The organism is Patulibacter sp. SYSU D01012 (assembly GCF_017916475.1).
Taxonomy (GTDB): Bacteria; Actinomycetota; Thermoleophilia; order Solirubrobacterales; family Solirubrobacteraceae; genus Patulibacter.
The window spans coordinates 1,280,756-1,298,135 of the sequence record NZ_JAFMTB010000002.1; the positions used below are offsets into that span (position 1 = coordinate 1,280,756).

Genomic DNA, 17,380 nt, shown 5'->3' on the forward strand with positions numbered 1-17,380 from the left:
GCCCGCCCCACGCGGGCGCCGGTGGTGATGGCCGTCCGGCGCGCGCCCCACGCGCGCCGGACGGCGGTGGTCGTGGGCGGCTAGGCCGCGGCGTGGCGGCGGTCGAACCAGCGGTTCAGGAAGACGGCCCCGGCCAGCACGACGCCGGTGACGATCTGCTGCCAGTAGGACGAGACGCCCATCAGGTTGAAGATGTTCGTCAGCGCCGAGAGCATCAGGACGGCGATGAAGGTGCCGAGGATGCTGCCCTTGCCGCCGAACAGGCTGGTGCCGCCGAGGACGACCGCCGCGATGGCGGTCAGCTCGAAGCCGGTGCCGGCGGTCGGCTGGCCGACGGACAGGTAGGACGTCTGCAGGACGCCGCCGAACGCGGCGAGCACGCCCGAGATGACGAAGGCGCCGACGATCACCGGGCGGACCGGCACGCCGGACAGGCGCGCCGCCTCGGCGTTGCCGCCGACGGCGAAGACGTGCTGGCCGAAGGTCGTGTACCGCAGGACGAACGCCGCCAGGATCGACACGACGATGAAGACGATGCCGACGATCGGCACCTGGCCGATGAAGCCGCCGCCGATGAGGGCGAACGTGCCGTCGTCGACGGACTTCGGGGTGCCGTCGGTCAGCAGGTAGGTGGCGCCGCGGGCGGCGGTCAGGCCGGCGAGGGTGATGATGAACGACGGCACCGCGGCGTAGGCGGAGATGCCGCCCTGGATCAGCCCGAACGCGGCGCCTGCGGCCAGCGCGACGAGCACGGCGATCGGCCAGGCGGTCCCGCCGCTGATCAGCATCGCGACGACCATCCCGCCGAACGCCAGGACGGAGCCGACGGACAGGTCGATGCCGGACGTGAGGATCACGAACGTCATCCCGATGGCGACGACGCCGGTGATCGAGCTCTGCTGCAGCAGGTTGAACAGGTTCCGCTGCTGCAGGAAGTCGTCCGAGAGCTGGGACCCGACCAGGCAGATCAGCGCGAAGATGACGACGAGGTTGAAGCGGACGAGCAGGCTCTTGGCCCGCTGGCCGAGTGGCGTCGTCTGGGTGGCGGCGACGGCGGGCGTCGCGGTCTGGGTGCTCATGCGGCCCCTCCGGTGATGGCGGCGGTCAGGATGTCGTCGCGGCGCTCGGGATCGGCCGCGTGCTCGGCGACCAGGCGACCCTCGTGCAGCACGAGGATCCGGTCGCAGTGTTCGAGGAGCTCCGTCAGCTCGGAGCTGGCGACGATCGCGCTCATCCCGGCCTCGGCCAGGCGGCGGATCTCGTGGTAGACGGCGGCCTTGGCGCCGATGTCCAGCCCGCGGGTCGGCTCGTCGAGCAGCAGCAGCCGCGCCCCGCGGCCGAGCCACTTGCCCAGCACGACCTTCTGCTGGTTGCCGCCCGACAGGGTGCCGACGGCCTGGCTCGTGCTGGCGCAGCGGATGCCGAGCTGCTCCACGAGCTGCGCCCCGTGGCGACGCACCGCGGCCGGGGCGACGACCCCGCCCCGGGACAGGCGCTCGTAGGCGGGCAGCGCCAGGTTGCGCTCGATGGACGCCTCGAGCAGCAGGCCCGCGGTCTTGCGCTCCTCGGGCACGAGCGCCAGGCCGGCGCGGATCGCGTCCGCGGGGCGCCGCGGCCGGTAGGGCCGGCCGTCGAGCTCGGCGTCCAGGTCCATGCGCGTGGCGCCGAAGAGCCCGCTGAGCAGCGTCGTGCGGCCCGAGCCGACCAGGCCGGTGATGCCGACGAGCTCGCCGGGCGCCACCGTCAGGTCGCCGACGTCCAGGACGCCGGGGATGCGGGCGGAGCGCACGTGCAGCAGCGGCTCCGCGCCGTGCTCCGCGCCCCGCGCGGTGGCGCGCCGGGTGCTCGTGGCGAAGGCCTCGTGGCCGCCCTTCGACGAGCCGATCATGTGCCGGACCAGGTCGTCCTCGGAGACGTCCTCCAGACGGACGGTCGCCACCCGGCGCCCGTCGCGCAGGACCGTCGCGCGGTCGCCGACCGTGCGGATCTCGCGCATCCGGTGCGAGACGAACACGACCGAGCGCCCCTCGGACGCCAGGTCGCGGACGACCGTGACGAGGCGCTCGAGCTCCTGCTCGTTGAGCGCCGCCGTCGGCTCGTCCATCAGGATCAGGCCGGCGTCGACGGTCAGCGCCTTCGCCAGGGCGGTCATCTGCTGCTCGGCCAGCGACAGGGTGCCGGTGCGGGCGTGCGGGCCGAACCGGCAGCCCAGGCGCTCCAGGATCGCGGCGGCGTCCGCCGCCCGCTCGCGCCCCCGCACCAGGCCCGCCCGGCGCGGCTCGCGGCCCAGGTACATGTTCTGGGCGACCGTCAGCTCGGGGATCAGGTCGAGCTCCTGGTGGATGACGCTCACGCCGCGCGAGACGGCGTGGGCGGGCGAGCCCCACTCGACCCGCTCGCCGTCGAGCTCGAGGTGGCCCTCGTCGGGGCGCAGGGCCCCGACGAGGATCTTCACCAGCGTCGACTTGCCCGCGCCGTTCTCGCCGAGCAGGCAATGGACCTCGCCCGGCAGGATCTCGAGCGAGACGTCGGAGAGCGCCTGCGTGCCCGGGTAGCCCTTGCTCAGGCCGACGGCGCGCAGCCGCGGCACCACGCCCGCCGGCGTCGAGGCGTCGGCCCCGGACGGCGCGGACGCCTCGATCACGGGATCCGGCGCGACGGCCTCGGCGGGCCGGGTCTCAGCGGGCATCGTCGGCCTCCAGCTCGGCCGCGTCGGCGGGGGCGGCGTCGGTGGCCACGGGGCCCGCCTCGAGCAGCGCCTCGGCGAGGGCCTCGTCGATCACGAGGGCGTTCGCCCAGCCGGCCGAGGCCGCGGCGCGCGTGATGCCGAGCTTCTCCACGCCGACCGCGACGCCGATGGAGCGCCGCTTGCGCGACAGCTCGGTCAGCGGCAGGCCGCAGGTACGGGCGTCGATCTCGGGGTCGGCGACGCTGCCGTCCGCGGTGATGAAGCGCGAGAGGACGTCGCCGACGGTGCCGGCGGCGACGAGGTCGTCGACCTGCGCGCGGTCGAGGTAGCCGGACTCGACGAGCACGGACTCCTCCGAGATCGTGCCGAGGCCGAAGATCGCGACGTCCGCCATGCGAGCGAGCTCCAGGGTGGTCGAGACGGCGGAGTCGGCCTCGAGCACCTCGCGGGTCTCGGCGCGGTCGACGATCGCGGGGGCCGAGAGCAGGTGGGCCATGCCGCCGCCGCGGACCGCGAAGTCCTGCGCGATCTGGTCGGCGTAGGTCGGACGCTCCGAGCGCGAGACGGCCCCGTTCATCTGGACGACCGGCACGCCGGTGGCCCAGCCGTGGGCCATGCGCCCGGCGATCGCGTGCATCGTGCGACCCCACGAGACGCCGAGCGTCGTCGGCTGCGGGCGCAGGGTGGCCAGGTAGTCGGCGGCCGCGGCCGCGACGGCGTCCAGGCGGACGGTCGGGTCGTCGACGTCGGGCGTCTGGGCGATGACGACGTCGGCGAGCGAGAAGCGCCGCTGGACCTCGACCTCGAGCTCCGTCAGGCGGGCGAGCGGGTGGCGGATCTCGATGCGGACCAGGCCCCGCTGGAGCGCCTCGTTCAGCAGGCGGCCGACCGTCACGCGGCCGATGCCGACGCGCGCGGCGACCTCCTGCTGGGTCAGGCCCTCTCGGTAGTACAGGTGCGCGATGCGCAGCAGCGTGCGATCGTCGGCCATCCGGCCTCTCCTCTCTCCCCCGGCCGTGAACTTTTGTTCATGACCTGATCAAACGATCTGCTGGGGTTCTACACGGCCGGGAGCCGGCGTGTCAAACGCGACGCATCGTGCCTGCAAATACGCACCTTCGCGACGGGTCGGCGGCACCAAACGGGCGGTCGTCTGTGCGACGAACCACAGAGGATGGCCTCGCCGCCGCGACCCGGGCACCGCCCGACCACGAGGGCCCCAGGCGGGGCGTCGGGTGTGCCGCACGCGCGGGCCGGACCGCGGGCCGCGTCCGAAGACGCGGATCCGGGCGCTGACGCGGGACTGCGGCGCGGGGCCGATCGCCCGATCGCGGGGCTCACCGCCCCGCACCCGGGGCTCCGGACGCGGGACGGGCCGGGCCCGCTGCGCCCGAGGGGACGCCGCGGGCACCGGCCCGAGGGGGCGACGCGCGGCCGGGGGAGCGGGCCGCGCGTCACGCGTGGGCGCCGGTCGAGGGGAGAGGGACCGGCGCCCGGGTCCGTACCGGGGCGACGCGCGAGCGCCGCCCCGGCCGGAAGCTCAGGGCGTGATCTGGTCGACGGCGTCCTTGACCTTGCCGACGACGCCGCCGCTGCTCTCGGCGGGGGCGGTCGACTCCGGGCCGTTGAACGAGTCCATCGGGGCGGGCTGCAGCTCCGGCATCTGGCCGAGGGCCGGGGCCGGCTGCGCGGTCGTGAACGGCTTGCCGTCGGGGGCGGTGCCGTTCGTCCAGATCGCGTCCTCCGGGACCGGCTCGTCGTGGTGGGCGAAGAACTGGTGCGCGTACTGCTCGTAGTCGCCCTCGTCCTCCACCTCGACCGGCGCGGCCTTGTGCTGCGGGTTGAGCTCCTCGATCGCGGCGAGCCACTGCATCTGGTGCATCGTGTCGCGGGCGATGAGGAACGACAGCATGTCCTTCATGCCCGGGTCGTCCGTCATCTCGCGCAGGCGGGCGGCGAGGGTGCGGCCGACGGCCTCGGCGGCGACGTTCGCGTGCAGGTTGGCGACCATGTTGCCGCCGATGTCCAGGTAGGCGGCCGTGAACGGCACGCCGTTCGCGTCGGCCGGGGTCGCGGCGTAGCCGGACGTCAGGTAGTGGCGCGGCTCGATGCCGCTCATGCGGGCCGAGACGAGCGGGTTGGTGACGACGTCGTCGACCATCGCGGACGGCGCGCCCTCCAGGTTCATCGCGACCGCCGTGGCGAGGACCTCGATGTGGCCGATCTCCTCCGTCGCGGTGCTGAGGAGCATGTCGCGGTAGCGCTTCGGCCCTCGGGCCCCGAGACCCTGGAACAGGTACTGGTTCATCACGCGCATCTCGCCCTCGGGGCCGCCGATGGCCTGCTGCAGCATGCGTCCGAACACGGGGTTCGGCTTGTCCACGCGCACCGTGTACGCGAGCTCCTTGTGGTGGAAGAACATCCTGGGATCTCCTGGGTCGGTTGCGCGACTGGCTACCCCGCCCCTCCGGCGTCCATGCGCGCCCGACCGAAGAACGTCCCGGCCCCTCGCGGGCCCGTCTCACACGCGCCCGCGAGGGCCACGGATCCCTGGTCCCGGCGGCGCATGGGGACGCCGATCGGGGGTAGCAGGGCGGCCGATCCGCCCCCCAACCAGGCGGCCCCCAACGCGAGGACGGGAACCCGATGACCGACACGAATCCCCCCACCCCCGGTCAGCCCACCACCACCGATCCGCCCGCCGGCGTCGTCAACCCGGTGACGGGCCAGGCGCACCCCAGCTCCGGCCCGAGCGGCGGCCCGAGCGGCCCGGCCGGCACGCAGGCCCGCGACGTCGCCACGCGCGGCACCGAGGGCGCCACCTCGGGCTCGTCCGGCGCCCAGGGCACGGCCCAGCAGGCCGCGTCGACGGCGCGCGACGCGGCCCAGGACGCGGCGAGCCAGGCCACGGACCAGGCGCAGGGCGTCGCGGACCAGGCCAAGGCGCAGGCGCAGCACGCTGCCGAGCAGGCGAAGGAGCAGGCCCAGCAGGCCGCGGGCCAGGCGAAGGGCCAGCTCCGCGACCAGCTCGACCAGCGCTCGACGCAGGCCGGCGAGCGCGTCACCGCGACGGCCGGCGACCTGCGCTCCATCTCGGACCAGCTGCGCGACCAGGGCAACGACGCCCCCGCGCGGATCGCCGACCAGGCGGCCCTGCAGGTGGAGAAGGTCGGCAGCTACCTGCAGCGCACGGACGGCGGCACGATGCTGCAGGACCTCGAGTCCTACGCGCGCCGCAACCCGTGGGCCGCGGCGCTCGGCGGCCTGGCCGTCGGCTTCGTCGCCTCCCGCGCGCTGAAGGCCTCGAGCGGCGACCGCCACCGCTCCGCGTCCGCCGGCGCCGCGCCGTCCACCGGCACGCCCGGCACGGCGGTCGCCCCGAGCACCCCGGCGGCGTCCTCGGGCCCGCCGGTCCCGGCTCGCACGGGCGTGCCCGCCCCGGCCACCGGCACCGGCACCCCGGCGCCGATCCCCGCGCCGGCGACGGACGAGACGATCGCCTCGCCGCCGGTGACGGGCTACTCCGTGCCGAGAGGCGCGCCGGGCCAGGCGGGCACGGCGACGGACAGCGCCCCGGGGCGGAGCTGATGGCCGACCCCTACGAGCCGTCCGCGGAGGAGCTCCGCGAGCGGTCCACGGGCGAGCTGTTCAAGCGGCTGTCCGAGGACACGTCGAAGCTCGTCAAGCTCGAGCTCGCGCTCGCGCAGGCGGAGATGACGACGAAGGCCAAGCGCATCGGCGCCGGGGCCGGGTTCGTCGGAGCGGGGGCCCTGCTGGGGCTCCTGGCCGCCGGGGCGTTCACGGCGTGCGTCATCGCGCTGCTGGACACGTTCATGGCCACCTGGCTGGCCGCCCTCGTCGTGACGATCATCTACGCCGCGATCGGCGGCGCGCTCGCCCTCCAGGGCAAGAAGCGCATCGAGCGAGGCACCCCGCCGGTGCCCGAGCAGACCATCGAGAGCGTCAAGGAGGACGTCGAATGGGCGAAGACCCGCGGGACATCCGCCACGAGGTAGAGCAGACGCGGGAGCGACTCGGCGAGACCGCCGACGCCCTCGCGTACAAGGCCGACGTGCCCAACCGGACCAAGGATGCGGTGAGCGATCGCGTGACTGCTGTCAAGGACAAGATCACTGGGGTGGCCGAGAGCGTCACCGGAACCGTCCAGGACGCGGCGGGGTCGGTGACGGGCAGCGTCCAGGGTGCCGCCGGCGCCGTCGGCGACCGCGCCTCGAGCGCCGCCGGCAGCGTCTCGGACGCGACCCCGGACCGCCAGCAGCTGCGCCACGGCGCCCGGCGCGCCGGCGGCATGGCGCAGGAGAACCCCCTGGGTCTCGCCATCGGCGCCGCCGCGGTCGGCTTCATCGCCGGTCTCCTGGTGCCGTCGACCCGGGTCGAGGACGAGCGCCTGGCGCCCGTGGCCCAGAGCGCCCGTGACGGCCTGGTCGAGACGGCGCAGGAGGCGGTCGAGCACGGCAAGGAGGTCGTGCAGGACGTCGTGAGCGCGGCGCAGGAGCACGCGCAGGAGGCCGCCGGGACGGCCGTCGACGGCGCGAAGCAGGCCGCGCAGGCGGCGAAGGACGCCGCGCAGGAGAGCGGCCGCGAGCACGCCCAGGCCGTCGCCGACACGGCGAAGGAGCACGCGGACGAGGTGAAGGACCAGGCGCCCAGCGCCTCCTGATCCCCTCCCCCGGGCGGTCCACGGGGCGCCCACGGCGGTCCGCGACGGCCGGCCCGACGGGCCGGCCGTCGTCGTTCCGGGGCGGGGCTGTCGAGGGGCCGGACCTGGGCGGGCCCCGGCGCGCGTCGAGAGGCCGGATCGGGCCGGGGCGGCAGCCCGCGGCGGGCCGCGCCAGGCCGCTCCGCGTCTTCAGCCGCCGGTCGCGCGCCGCTCCGTGCGCATCTCGCTGAGGATGCGCTCCAGGCGCGGCTCCGTCGTCGTGTCGACGTGCCGCATCGCGGCGCCGACCGCGGGGTGCGTCTCGCCGATCAGCCGGTGCATCTCGTGCGCGACGGCGCGGTACGAGGGGTGCCCCTCGCGGCCGGAGCGCAGCTCGATCAGCTGCATCGCCGCGCGGGCGTTCAGGTCCAGGACGTAGCGGATGCGGTAGCCCAGGCAGACCGCGTAGGCGGCCTCTTTCGGGCGCCCCTGGTCCATGAGCGTCGACCACGCGTCGGCGGAGCGCTCGAGGGCGCGGCGGTACTCGCCGCCGGCCCCGGCCTGCTCGACCTCCTCGGGCACCTCGGCGCCGAGCTCGGGCGTCAGGCTCTGCCACTGCACGGTCAGCATGCGGTGGCGCTGCAGGTCGCGGAAGGCGCCGTAGTCCGACGTGATCTCGAAGCGGTAGCGCAGGCGCTCCAGGCCGCGGCCGGGGCGGTGCCGGCGGTTCTCGCGGTCGCCGACGAGGTCGCGCAGCAGGTCGCCGCGCTCGTCGGTCGACAGGCCCGCGACCGTGCGGCGCGCCGTGGCCTCGTCGACCGCGAGCGCCTCGTAGAGCAGGCCCGCGAGCAGGTCGTCCTCGTCGCCGTCCACGTGGACCAGCGCGACCCGCGAGCGTCCCTCGTCAGCCTGCCGGTCGCGGGCGCTGGCCTGGTCCAGGCCCAGCCGGCCGGCCCAGCGGTCGGCGGCGGCCTCGCGCTCCTGCAGGTAGCCGATCCAGCGGCCGCCGCGGTCGGGGCGCTCGACGCGCGAGACGAAGCTGGGCGTGATCGCCTGCACCGCGTCCAGGATCCAGCGGCCGTACAGGCGCGCCTCGGGCAGCGGGTGCGCGAGCAGGTGCAGGATCAGGCTCTCGTACGTCTGTCCCGACGCGTAGATGCCGACGTGGCTGAGCGTCGACGCGGGCAGCAGCCCGCGCAGCAGGTCGAGCGCCTTCGCCTTGATCGCGCGCTCGTGCGCGGCGGGGGGCGTGCCGTCGGGCGCGGGGTACTGCTCGGCGCACCACGCGACCATCCGGGGCAGGAGCGCGCCGTAGATGCCGAAGACGTCGTCCATCGCGGCGGCGTACTCGGGGCCCAGCTGCGGGTCGCGCAGGTAGCGGTAGCCGTCGCGCACGCCGTCGGGCCCGTCGCCGCCGGGGCTGATCTCGCCCGCCGCGTTCTGCCACCACGCGGCCGAGACCTTGGCGTCGTAGGCGATGTAGCGCGTGGACTGCTCCAGGTACGCGCCGATGCGCGGGCGCTGCAGCAGCTTCGTCAGGACGTTCGAGCACCACTCCGCCGCGACGTGCAGCCCGCCGAGCTGGGCGACGGAGTCGTCGCCGTAGCCCAGGAAGATCGTGTCGTACAGCCGCGCGGCACGCTCGCCCTCGGACCCGTCGAACGCCGCGGCGCCCGTCTCGGGCAGCGAGTCCGCGAACTCGTCGAGGAACAGCCGCCGCAGCGTGCCCGGGTAGCGGCTGTACCGCGCGAAGAGCGCGCCCTTCACCGTCTCGGGCAGCCCGACGAGCCCGAAGACCGGCCGCGTCGGGTGCGTGACGTGCGGGGCCAGTCGAGCCTGTTCGGCGGTGGTCAGGTCGTCGACGGGGTACTGCACGGGCGAGCGAGGCTACCGGCCGGCTCTCCGGGCCGCGAGCCGCGGCGAAAGGCGCTAAGGGGCGGGATGCCGGCGGGGGCGGGTCGGTGGGGCGGGTCGTGTTCCGGCCGAGGTCCGCTATCCGGCCCCGAGGCGGAACGGGTCGTCGGCACGGGTCGTGTTCCGGCCGAGGTCCGCCATGCGGCCCTGAGCCGGAACGGGTCGTCGGGGCGGGTCGGGTTCCGGCCGAGGTCCGCCATCCGGCCCTGAGCCGGAACGGGTCGTCGGCACGGGTCGGGTTCCGGCCGAGGTCCGCCATCCGCCCCTGAGCCGGAACGGGTCGTCGGCACGGGTCGTGTTCCGGCTGAGGTCCGCCATCCGGCCCTGAGCCGGAACGGGTCGTCGGCACGGGTCGTGTTCCGGCTGAGGTCCGCCATCCGGCCCTGAGCCGGAACGGGTCGGCGGCACGGGTCGTGTTCCGGCTGAGGTCCGCCATCCGGCCCTGAGCCGGAGCGGGTCGTCGGGGCGGGTCGTGTTCCGGCTGAGGTCCGCCATCCGGCCCTGAGCCGGAACGCCCGCCCGCGATCCGCCGGTGCGGCCTGTGCCGCCCGGGGACCGCCTTCCGGGCCCCGGCCGAAGCCCCTCGCTCCCGCCGCCGGTCCGCGCCGCGTGTTCCGAATCGGGTCCGCTATCCGGCCCTGAGCCGGAGCGCTTCGCCCCGCCGTCTGGCCGGCCCGGCGTGTTCCGGCTGAGGTCCGCTATCCGGCCCCGATCCGGAACGCATCGCCCCCGCCGCCGGTCCGCGCCGCGTGTTCCGGCTCGGGTCCGCCATCCGGCCCTGAACCGGAACGCATCCCCCGTCGTCCGGCTGCGCCGCGCGTTCCGGCCAAGGTCAGCCGTCCGGCCCTGAACCGGAGCGCTTCGCCCCGCCGTCTGGCCGGCCCGGCGTGTTCCGGCTGAGGTCCGTCATCCGGCCCCGAGCCGGAACGCATTCGCCCTCGCCGTCCGGCTGCGCCGCGTGTTCCGGCTGAGGTCCGTCATCCGGCCCTGAGCCGGAACGCCTCCGCCCGCCGTCCCGCCGCGCCACGCCCGCCGCTCGGCCGCACCGCCGCGTCCGCCGCTCGGCCGCCGCGCCGCGTCCGCCGCCCCGCCGCTCGGCCGCACCGCCGCGTCCGCCGCTCGGCCGCCGCGCCGCGTCCGCCGCCCCGCCGCTCGGCCGCACCGCCGCTCCCGCCCGCCCCCCGCCGCGCCCGGGGCCCGCCCCCAGCCGTCCCGCCCCGAAAACGCCTCGCGCCGCCCTTCCGGGCGGCGCGAGCACACGCAGCGATCGACGGACGACGGCCTAGAACAGGCCGGGCACCGCGCGCACGACGTCGCCGACCGCGTCCATGAGCGGACCGGGCACGACGCCCAGGACGACGATCGCGGCGCCCGCGACGACGGCCAGCGCGGTGGCCGGCAGGCGCGGAGCGTCGGCGACGACGACCGGGTTGCGGCCGCCGGCGCCGGCGGCCGCGGCGGCGCCGCCGCCGGCCTCGCTCGAGGTCATCGGCAGGCGCTCGGGCTCCTGCACGGCGACGACGGCGGTGGAGTGCTCGGTGCCCTCCTCCGGGGCGTCGGCCCACACGCGGGCGATCACCCGCAGGTAGTAGGCGAAGGAGATCATCGACCCGATCACCAGGACGATCGCCAGCCACGAGTAGTCCGCGTCGACCGCGGCCTGCACGATGCGCAGCTTCGCGACGAAGCCGACCGTCGCGGGCACGCCGGCGAGGGCGAGCATCGAGACCGTCAGCGCGATCGCGTGCAGCGGGTGCCGGCGGCCGAGGCCCGAGATCGCGGCGCTGCCGTCGTGCCCCGTCTCGCGCTCCGCCGCCTCGACGACGGCGAAGGCCGCGATCGTCATGACGACGTACGTGAGCACGTAGAACACGGTGGCCTGCGTGCCGAGCTGGGTGCCGACGACGACGCCGACGAGCATGTAGCCCGCCTGCGCGACCGACGAGAACGCCAGCAGGCGCTTCATGGAGTCCTGGCCGAGCGCACCGACGTTGCCGACGATCATCGCGATCGCGGCGAGGACGGCGAGCACCGGGCCCCACACGCTCGACGTGCCGACGAGGGCCACGTCGAACAGGCGCAGGAAGGCGATCAGGGCCGCGACCTTGGTCGCCGTCGCCATGAACGCGGTCACCGGGGTCGGCGCGCCCTCGTAGACGTCGGGCGTCCACTGGTGGAACGGGGCGACGGACGCCTTGAACGCCAGGCCGACGATGACCATCGCGACGCCGCCGAGCATGAGGGCGTCGCGCCCCAGGTCCTGGTCCGCGACCGCGGCCGCGATCGCGGTGTAGTCCAGCGCGCCGGTGGCGCCGAAGATCAGCGCGAAGCCGTAGAGCAGCGTGGCCGAGCCGACGGAGCCGACGATCAGGTACTTCATGCCGGACTCGAGCGAGCGCCGGCGGTGCAGCTCCGTGGCCGCCAGGATGTAGAGCGGGATCGACAGCAGCTCGAGGCCCAGGAACGTCGTGATGAGGTTCGTGGCCCCGCCGAACAGCGCCATGCCGGCGGCGGAGACGAGCAGCATCGCGTGGTACTCGCCGTGGGCCGCCTCGCGCGGCGCGGTGGCGCCGAGCGAGAGCAGGACGGCGGCGATGCCTGCGACCGCCACGCCGATCGTGCAGATCAGCGCCAGGGGGTCGAGCGCCAGCGCGCCGGACATGAGCGACCCGTCCTCGTCCCACTGCCAGACGCTCAGGCCGATCGCGGCCGCGAAGGCGACGATCGAGAGGACCGGCACCACGCCCTCGCGCGAGACGCGCGAGCGCAGCAGGCCGGCGAGCAGGACGACGATGGCCCCGGCGAGCAGCGCCAGGACGGGCGAGAGCCCCGCCCAGTCGATGTGGGGAGCCTTGACGGCGGCGGACACGGCGTTCATCGGCCGGCTCCTTCGGTCTGGGCGCTGGGTTCTGCGGGGGCGGCCGCCGGATCGACGGGCTGCCCGGTGCTCGGGTCGATCGCCACGTCGCCGGCCGGGGCGCCGGCCTGGCCGCCGCCCGTGCTCGCGACCTCGCCGCCGACCTTGTCCTGCAGGTCGGACAGCATCTGCTGCGCGCCGTCGCGGTCCGCGATCGCGGCGGCCGGCAGCACGGAGCGCGTGGCCGCCACGTCGGAGGCGTCGACGGTCTGGCTCGGGTGCAGCGCCAGGGCGGCGATGAGGACGACCGGGACGGCGAGCAGCGCGATCTGCGCGCGGCTGGCCTCGCGCGGCTCCATCTTCGGCCCGACGCGATTGTGCGCCGAGCGGATGAAGAGCCGCAGCGCGTAGACCGCGGCGAGGGCGATGCCGATCGACGCGATGATCGTGACGGCCGGCGCGGTGCCCTCCCAGGCGCCGCGGAGGATCAGGAACTCGCCGACGAAGTTCGCCGTGCCCGGCATGGCGAGCACCGCGTACGTCACGACGACGAAGAGGACGGCGAAGACCGGCGCCTTCGTCGCGGCCCCGCCCATGTCGCGCAGGTCCTCGGACCCGCCCGCGCGGGCGGACAGGATCGCGACCGCGAGGAACGCGCCGAAGACGGCCACGCCGTGGTTGATCGACTGGAAGATCGCGCCGGACGCACCCTCGGTGCGCAGGCTCATCAGGCCGAGCGTGATGAACCCGAGCTGCGCGATCGACGAGTACGCGAGCACCAGGCGCGCGTTCGTCGTCGTCAGCGCGATCGACGACGCGTAGAGGATCGAGAGCAGCGCCATCACGATGACGATCCAGCGCAGGTCCGCCGTGCCCTGCGGCAGCAGCGGGACCGCGATCTGCAGGAAGCCGTAGGCGGCGATCTTCGACAGCACGCCCGAGAAGACGGCCAGGATCGGCAGCGGCATCGCGCGGTACCCGTCCGCGACCCAGCCGTGGATCGGGAACGCGGGCATCTTCACGAGGAACGCCGCGGCGAAGCAGGCGAAGAGCCAGCCCTGGCTGCCCTCGGGCACGCCGCGCTGGGCGATCGTCGCCAGGTCGTAGCTGACCGACGCGCCGGCGGGCGTCGCCAGGACGCCGACCGCGATCGCGGCCACGAGCATCAGCAGCGAGCCGACGAGCGTGTAGACGACCATCTTGATCGTCGCGGGCACCCGATCGCCGTTGCCGAACATCGCCGTCAGGAAGAAGAACGGGATGAGCATCAGGTCGAAGAACGCCACGAACAGGATCAGGTCCTGCGCGAGGAGCGCCCCGACCACCGCGGTCTCGGCGATGGCGAGGTGCAGGAAGACGTGCTTCGCGCGGGCCCGGGTGCCGAGCGGCGCGACGGCCGTCCAGGCGATCGAGAACGCGAAGCCGACCGTCGTCAGCAGGACGAGCCACACGTTCAGGCCCGACAGCGCCAGCTCGTAGCGGACGCCGAGCGCGCTGATCCACGCGTCGCTCGTCACGTGCTGGTGCGTCGCGCCCGCCGTGTCGAAGTCGACGACGAACGCGATGGACAGCGCGAGCGTGAGCAGCGCGCCGACGAGGCTCACCCAGCGCGTCGTCCGCTCGGGGACGAGCAGGCCCAGGAGGCCGAAGACGACGGGGAGCCAGAGCAGGATGGAGAGATGCAGCATGGGTCCTCGCTCAGCTCTGGGTGAGGAAGTAGATGACCAGGACGGCGAGGCCGGTGACCACCACGGCCGAGTACGACCGCAGGTAGCCGGACTGCAGGCGGCGCACGAGCGCGCCGGCCCCGCGGACCGCCCCCGTCGTGCCCCCGACGATGCCGCCGGAGATCACGAGCCGCTCGAACGTGTCGGCCGCCCAGCGCCCGAACGCGCGCGCCGGCCGGACGATGACGAGGTCGATGAGCTCGTCGAAGTACCACTTGTTCAGGAACAGGCGGTGGACCGGCGCGAAGCGCTGCTGGAAGCCGGCGGAGATCGCCGTCGGCTCGCCGCGGTCGGCGGGCTTGCCCCACACGCGCCAGGCGACCGCGATGCCGAGGACGCCGGCGAGCGCGCCGACGATCAGGCCGACGACCGTGATCGTGCCGTCGATCTCGTGGTGGCCCATCGTGTCCTCGAAGACCGGCTCGAGGAAGTGCTCGAGCGGCGTGAAGACGTGCGGGATGCCCAGCAGGCCGCCCAGCACCGCCAGGACCGCGAGGGTGCCCATGGCCAGGCGCATCGGGGTGGCGCGCTCGGCGATGTGGTGCTCCGGGCCGGGGAAGCCGACGCCGGTGTCCTCGAGCTCGCCCGTCGCCGGGTTGCGGTGCTCGTGCGGGTGGTGCAGGTGCCCCTCCTCGAGCTCCTTCGCCTCGGGGACCGGCGGCCCCCAGAAGGCGCGGAAGATCATGCGCCACGTGTAGACGGCGGTGAGGAAGGCGCCGAAGATGCCGGCGGCCCACAGGATCCAGTGCCAGCCGCCCTCGTCGGCGACGGACGCCAGGATCTCGTCCTTCGAGAAGAAGCCGGAGAACGGCGGGATGCCCGACAGCGCCAGGCCGCCGACGACGAACGCCAGGAACGTGAACGGCATCGCCTTGCGGAAGCCGCCCATCTTGTCCATGTTCTGCTCGCCGCCCATCGCGGAGATCAGGGAGCCGGCCGCCATGAAGAGCAGCGCCTTGAAGAAGGCGTGCGTCATCAGGTGGAACATGCCCGCGACGTACGCGCCGGCCGAGACGCCCATGATCATGTAGCCGATCTGGGACATCGTCGAGTAGGCGATGACGCGCTTCAGGTCCGTCTGGACCAGGCCGATCGTGCCGGCCACCAGCAGCGTGATGCAGCCGATGATCGCGCCGACCGCCATCGCCGTCGGCGACAGCTGCATCAGCGGGTGCAGGCGGGCGATCAGGTAGACGCCCGCGGTGACCATCGTCGCCGCGTGGATCAGGGACGAGACGGGGGTCGGGCCCTCCATCGCGTCCGGCAGCCACGTGTGCAGCGGGATCTGCGCGGACTTCGCGAACGCGCCGACCATGATCAGCAGCAGCGCGACGGTGAGCGACGAGTCGCCCTTGTCGAACGTCTCGCTCGCCTGGTGGAACGTCTGCAGGAAGTCGACCGTGCCCGTGTGGCGGAGCAGCAGGATGACGCCGAGCACCAGGCCGACGTCGCCGACCACGTTGATGACGAACGCCTTGATGCCCGCCTTCGTGGCCGACGTGCGCCGGTACCAGAAGGAGATGAGCATGTAGGACGCGGCGCCGACCAGGCCCCAGCCCACGATGAGCAGGATGAAGTTGCCCGCCAGGACGAGCACCAGCATCGCGAACACGAAGAAGTTCAGGTACGCGAAGAAGCGGACGTAGCCGGCGTCCCCGCGCATGTACGCGATGGAGTACAGGTGGATGAGCGTCGAGACGCCCGTCACGACCAGCAGCATCACGAGCGACAGCGGATCCACCAGGATCTGCATGTCGACGTGGAGCCCGCCGACGGAGACGTAGTCCCACAGGCTCGACGAGATCTGGCGGGTGCCCTCCTCGTCGCGGCCGAGCAGGCCGAAGAGCGCGACGAGGGTGAAGACGAACGCGAGGCCGACGGCGGCGGTGCCGATCAGACCGGCGGTGATCCCGCGCCACGCGCGGAAGCCGAGGCCCAGGACGAGGGCGCCGACGAGGGGAAGGGCCAGGACGACCCAGGCGGCATCAGCGGGACTCATCCGTGCAGCTCCCGGAGCTCATCGACGTCGACGGCGACGCGGTTGCGGTACAGCGCGACGACGAGGCCCAGGCCGACCGCCACCTCGGCGGCCGCGACGACCATCACCACGAGCGCGAAGACCTGACCGTCGGTCTCGCCGTGCATGCGGGCGAAGGCCAGGATCGCGAGGTTGCCCGCGTTGAGCATGAGCTCGAGGCAGACGAGGACCAGTAGGGGGTTGCGGCGCGTCAGCACGCCGGCCGCCCCCACGGCGAAGACGATGGCGGAGACCGCCAGGTACCAACCGGTGCTCATCGGTCGCTCCCTTCGGAGTCCGCGCCGGACCGGCGCTCGCCCTCGGGCGGCAGCGGGTCGTTCGGCGCGATGCGCTTGACGGTGCGGGCCCCGGGGACGGGGTTGATCCCGCCGACGCTCTCGCGCATGGAGCCGATGCCCTTCGGGGTGAAGACCTGCAGGGCGGAGTACATCTGCTGCTCGCCCGGCAGGGCCCCGCGCCGGCGGCGCGCCAGCACGACGGCGCCGATGGCGGCGACGAGGAGCAGGAACGACGCGACCTCGAACGGCAGGAGGAAGCGCGTCAGGAGCAGCTCGCCGATCGCGCCCGGCGAGCCGTACTCGGCCGGGATGCCGGCGGGCTTGTCGTCGATCGCGGTCAGGCCGGTGCCGAGGACCGCGATGCCGATCGTGACGGCGAGCGTGACGCCGATGGCGTACGAGAACGCGCGCAGCGTCGGGGCGGAGCCGCCGGACGGCTCCTTGTCGCCGCCGACGTACGCGTTGACGAACACGTACAGGACCATCACCGCGCCGACGTACACGAGCACCTGCACCACCGCGACGAACTGCGCGTAGAGCAGCAGGAACAGCACGGACAGGGCCAGCAGGTGCACGACGAGCGACAGCACCGCGTAGAACGGGTTGCGCAGCAGCGCCGTGCCCAGCGCGGCGACGATCGCGACGATCGCCGCGAGGAAGAAGAGGATCTCGTCCATCGGCTACTCGCCCTCCGCCCGCAACGGCATCCGGACCTTCGGCTCCTGCAGGAGCATCTCCTTGGTGAAGATCAGGTCGGAGCGGTTGTAGTCCGCCAGCTCGAAGTCGTTGCCCATCGTGATCGCGTCGAACGGGCAGGCGATCTCGCAGTAGCCGCAGAAGATGCAGCGGCTCAGGTTGATCTCGTAGACCGCCGCGTAGCGCTCGCCGCCCGACACCCGGTGCTCGGGATCGTTCTCGGCGGCGACGACGCGGATGCAGTCCGCCGGGCACGCGGCCGCGCAGAGCGAGCAGCCGACGCACTTCTCGAGCCCCGTGTCCTCGAACCGGTGGAGGCGGTGCCGCCCGCGGAAGCGCGGGTAGACCGGGATCTTCTCCTCGGGGTACTCGACGGTGTAGGTGCCTTCGACGACGCGCGCGAAGGTCGTCTTGAGACCGCGCAGGGTCTCGCCGAAGACGCGGTAGACGCCGCCGAGCCCGCCGGGCTCGGGCCCGCGCTCGACCTCGACGACGTCGCTTCCGGGATTCCAGGGCATGGA

At 74.0% G+C, this 17,380-nt stretch carries 14 protein-coding genes; 3 read left to right on the forward strand and 11 right to left on the reverse strand.

Annotated features, from left to right (window positions below):
* Positions 1-80 precede the first annotated feature (80 nt).
* The 4 genes from J3P29_RS15365 to J3P29_RS15380 all read right to left on the reverse strand — a co-directional run bounded on the left by J3P29_RS15365 (position 81) and on the right by J3P29_RS15380 (position 5,111).
* The gene (locus J3P29_RS15365) at positions 81-1,079 is read right to left on the reverse strand and encodes an ABC transporter permease (RefSeq protein WP_210494741.1); all 999 of its coding nucleotides are present in this window, start codon (positions 1,077-1,079) and stop codon (positions 81-83) included.
* On the reverse strand, positions 1,076-2,689 hold the full coding sequence (locus J3P29_RS15370; protein WP_210494743.1) for a sugar ABC transporter ATP-binding protein: 1,614 nt from the start codon (positions 2,687-2,689) through the stop codon (positions 1,076-1,078). Before J3P29_RS15370 ends, J3P29_RS15365 begins: the two co-directional genes overlap by 4 nt.
* Complete coding sequence (locus J3P29_RS15375; RefSeq protein ID WP_210494745.1) at positions 2,679-3,680, reverse strand: sugar-binding domain-containing protein; 1,002 nt, start codon at positions 3,678-3,680, stop codon at positions 2,679-2,681. Before J3P29_RS15375 ends, J3P29_RS15370 begins: the two co-directional genes overlap by 11 nt.
* A gap of 549 nt (positions 3,681-4,229) precedes the next feature.
* Positions 4,230-5,111 carry a manganese catalase family protein gene (locus J3P29_RS15380; RefSeq protein ID WP_210494746.1) on the reverse strand — a complete coding sequence of 294 codons (882 nt, stop codon included), beginning with the start codon at positions 5,109-5,111 and terminating at the stop codon, positions 4,230-4,232.
* A 224-nt stretch (positions 5,112-5,335) separates the two neighbouring features.
* Between J3P29_RS15380 and J3P29_RS15385 the strand changes: the two genes are divergently transcribed.
* Genes J3P29_RS15385 through J3P29_RS15395 form a run of 3 tightly spaced genes read left to right on the forward strand, consistent with a single transcriptional unit; the run spans position 5,336 to position 7,370 of the window.
* Entirely contained in the window at positions 5,336-6,277 is a 942-nt protein-coding gene (locus tag J3P29_RS15385; protein ID WP_210494748.1) for a hypothetical protein, read from the forward strand.
* Positions 6,277-6,705 carry a phage holin family protein gene (locus tag J3P29_RS15390; RefSeq protein WP_210494750.1) on the forward strand — a complete coding sequence of 143 codons (429 nt, stop codon included), beginning with the start codon at positions 6,277-6,279 and terminating at the stop codon, positions 6,703-6,705. Before J3P29_RS15385 ends, J3P29_RS15390 begins: the two co-directional genes overlap by 1 nt.
* Positions 6,669-7,370 carry a DUF3618 domain-containing protein gene (locus J3P29_RS15395; RefSeq protein WP_210494752.1) on the forward strand — a complete coding sequence of 234 codons (702 nt, stop codon included), beginning with the start codon at positions 6,669-6,671 and terminating at the stop codon, positions 7,368-7,370. Before J3P29_RS15390 ends, J3P29_RS15395 begins: the two co-directional genes overlap by 37 nt.
* Before the next feature lie 189 nt (positions 7,371-7,559).
* On the opposite strand, the gene J3P29_RS15400 is transcribed toward J3P29_RS15395, so the two are convergent.
* From J3P29_RS15400 to nuoI, 7 genes are all read right to left on the reverse strand, one after another.
* Positions 7,560-9,224, reverse strand: coding sequence for an FAD-dependent thymidylate synthase (locus J3P29_RS15400; protein WP_210494760.1), 1,665 nt, complete (start codon positions 9,222-9,224; stop codon positions 7,560-7,562).
* Positions 9,225-10,545: 1,321 nt separating this feature from the next.
* Entirely contained in the window at positions 10,546-12,141 is a 1,596-nt protein-coding gene (locus J3P29_RS15405) for an NADH-quinone oxidoreductase subunit N (protein WP_210494763.1), read from the reverse strand.
* A complete protein-coding gene (locus J3P29_RS15410) occupies positions 12,138-13,808 on the reverse strand; it encodes an NADH-quinone oxidoreductase subunit M (RefSeq protein ID WP_210494765.1) in 1,671 nt (556 codons plus the stop codon). Before J3P29_RS15410 ends, J3P29_RS15405 begins: the two co-directional genes overlap by 4 nt.
* Positions 13,809-13,818: 10 nt before the next feature.
* Entirely contained in the window at positions 13,819-15,846 is a 2,028-nt protein-coding gene (gene nuoL, locus J3P29_RS15415) for an NADH-quinone oxidoreductase subunit L (RefSeq protein ID WP_210494769.1), read from the reverse strand.
* A complete protein-coding gene (gene nuoK / locus J3P29_RS15420; RefSeq protein ID WP_210494771.1) occupies positions 15,843-16,142 on the reverse strand; it encodes an NADH-quinone oxidoreductase subunit NuoK in 300 nt (99 codons plus the stop codon). Before nuoK ends, nuoL begins: the two co-directional genes overlap by 4 nt.
* Positions 16,139-16,840 (reverse strand): NADH-quinone oxidoreductase subunit J, encoded by a 702-nt coding sequence (locus tag J3P29_RS15425; RefSeq protein WP_210494774.1) that lies wholly within the window; start codon positions 16,838-16,840, stop codon positions 16,139-16,141. The genes nuoK and J3P29_RS15425 overlap by 4 nt, the downstream gene beginning before the upstream one ends.
* A 3-nt stretch (positions 16,841-16,843) precedes the next feature.
* Positions 16,844-17,377 (reverse strand): NADH-quinone oxidoreductase subunit NuoI, encoded by a 534-nt coding sequence (nuoI, locus tag J3P29_RS15430; protein WP_210494776.1) that lies wholly within the window; start codon positions 17,375-17,377, stop codon positions 16,844-16,846.
* Positions 17,378-17,380 lie beyond the last annotated feature (3 nt).

Bases quoted from the DNA above. Each gene is read 5' to 3' on its own strand.
- J3P29_RS15425 (WP_210494774.1), bottom strand. From the start codon at position 16,840: ATGGACGAGATCCTCTTCTTCCTCGCGGCGATCGTCGCGATCGTCGCC.
- J3P29_RS15365 (WP_210494741.1), bottom strand. From the start codon at position 1,079: ATGAGCACCCAGACCGCGACGCCCGCCGTCGCCGCCACCCAGACGACG.
- J3P29_RS15385 (WP_210494748.1), top strand. From the start codon at position 5,336: ATGACCGACACGAATCCCCCCACCCCCGGTCAGCCCACCACCACCGAT.
- J3P29_RS15405 (WP_210494763.1), bottom strand. From the start codon at position 12,141: ATGAACGCCGTGTCCGCCGCCGTCAAGGCTCCCCACATCGACTGGGCG.
- nuoI (WP_210494776.1), bottom strand. From the start codon at position 17,377: ATGCCCTGGAATCCCGGAAGCGACGTCGTCGAGGTCGAGCGCGGGCCC.
- J3P29_RS15390 (WP_210494750.1), top strand. From the start codon at position 6,277: ATGGCCGACCCCTACGAGCCGTCCGCGGAGGAGCTCCGCGAGCGGTCC.
- J3P29_RS15375 (WP_210494745.1), bottom strand. From the start codon at position 3,680: ATGGCCGACGATCGCACGCTGCTGCGCATCGCGCACCTGTACTACCGA.
- J3P29_RS15395 (WP_210494752.1), top strand. From the start codon at position 6,669: ATGGGCGAAGACCCGCGGGACATCCGCCACGAGGTAGAGCAGACGCGG.
- nuoK (WP_210494771.1), bottom strand. From the start codon at position 16,142: ATGAGCACCGGTTGGTACCTGGCGGTCTCCGCCATCGTCTTCGCCGTG.
- J3P29_RS15410 (WP_210494765.1), bottom strand. From the start codon at position 13,808: ATGCTGCATCTCTCCATCCTGCTCTGGCTCCCCGTCGTCTTCGGCCTC.
- nuoL (WP_210494769.1), bottom strand. From the start codon at position 15,846: ATGAGTCCCGCTGATGCCGCCTGGGTCGTCCTGGCCCTTCCCCTCGTC.
- J3P29_RS15370 (WP_210494743.1), bottom strand. From the start codon at position 2,689: ATGCCCGCTGAGACCCGGCCCGCCGAGGCCGTCGCGCCGGATCCCGTG.
- J3P29_RS15380 (WP_210494746.1), bottom strand. From the start codon at position 5,111: ATGTTCTTCCACCACAAGGAGCTCGCGTACACGGTGCGCGTGGACAAG.